Source organism: Gelidibacter salicanalis, assembly GCF_016469035.1.
Taxonomy (GTDB): Bacteria; Bacteroidota; Bacteroidia; order Flavobacteriales; family Flavobacteriaceae; genus Gelidibacter; species Gelidibacter salicanalis_A.
In genome coordinates, this window is the sequence record NZ_JAEHJZ010000189.1 from 1 (window position 1) to 262 (window position 262).

Annotated in this window: 1 protein-coding gene; it reads left to right on the forward strand. The window is 57.3% G+C overall.

Features of this window, described 5'->3' with window-relative positions:
* Window positions 1-262: chitin-binding domain-containing protein (locus JEM65_RS21315; RefSeq protein ID WP_199603745.1), on the forward strand; the 262-nt coding region annotated here is incomplete at both ends.

Consider the following 262-nt stretch of genomic DNA (forward strand, 5'->3'; position numbering starts at 1 on the left):
GTACCAATACGGTGTCCAAGACCAATATGCCGGTCTTGACTTTGCCCAAAACGAGGCTCGTGATGGTTATGCCACCAACGGCGAGTACCGTGTTCTCCTTCCCGATGGTCGCACCCAGATTGTGACCTACACCGTTCAGGATGGTTACTCCGGATACGTGGCTGATGTGCGTTATGAGGGTGAGGCCAAGTATGCTCCCTATGAGCCCAAGGCCGCCTACAAGCCCGCCCCCAAGTACACCCCTGCCCCTGCCTACAAGCCC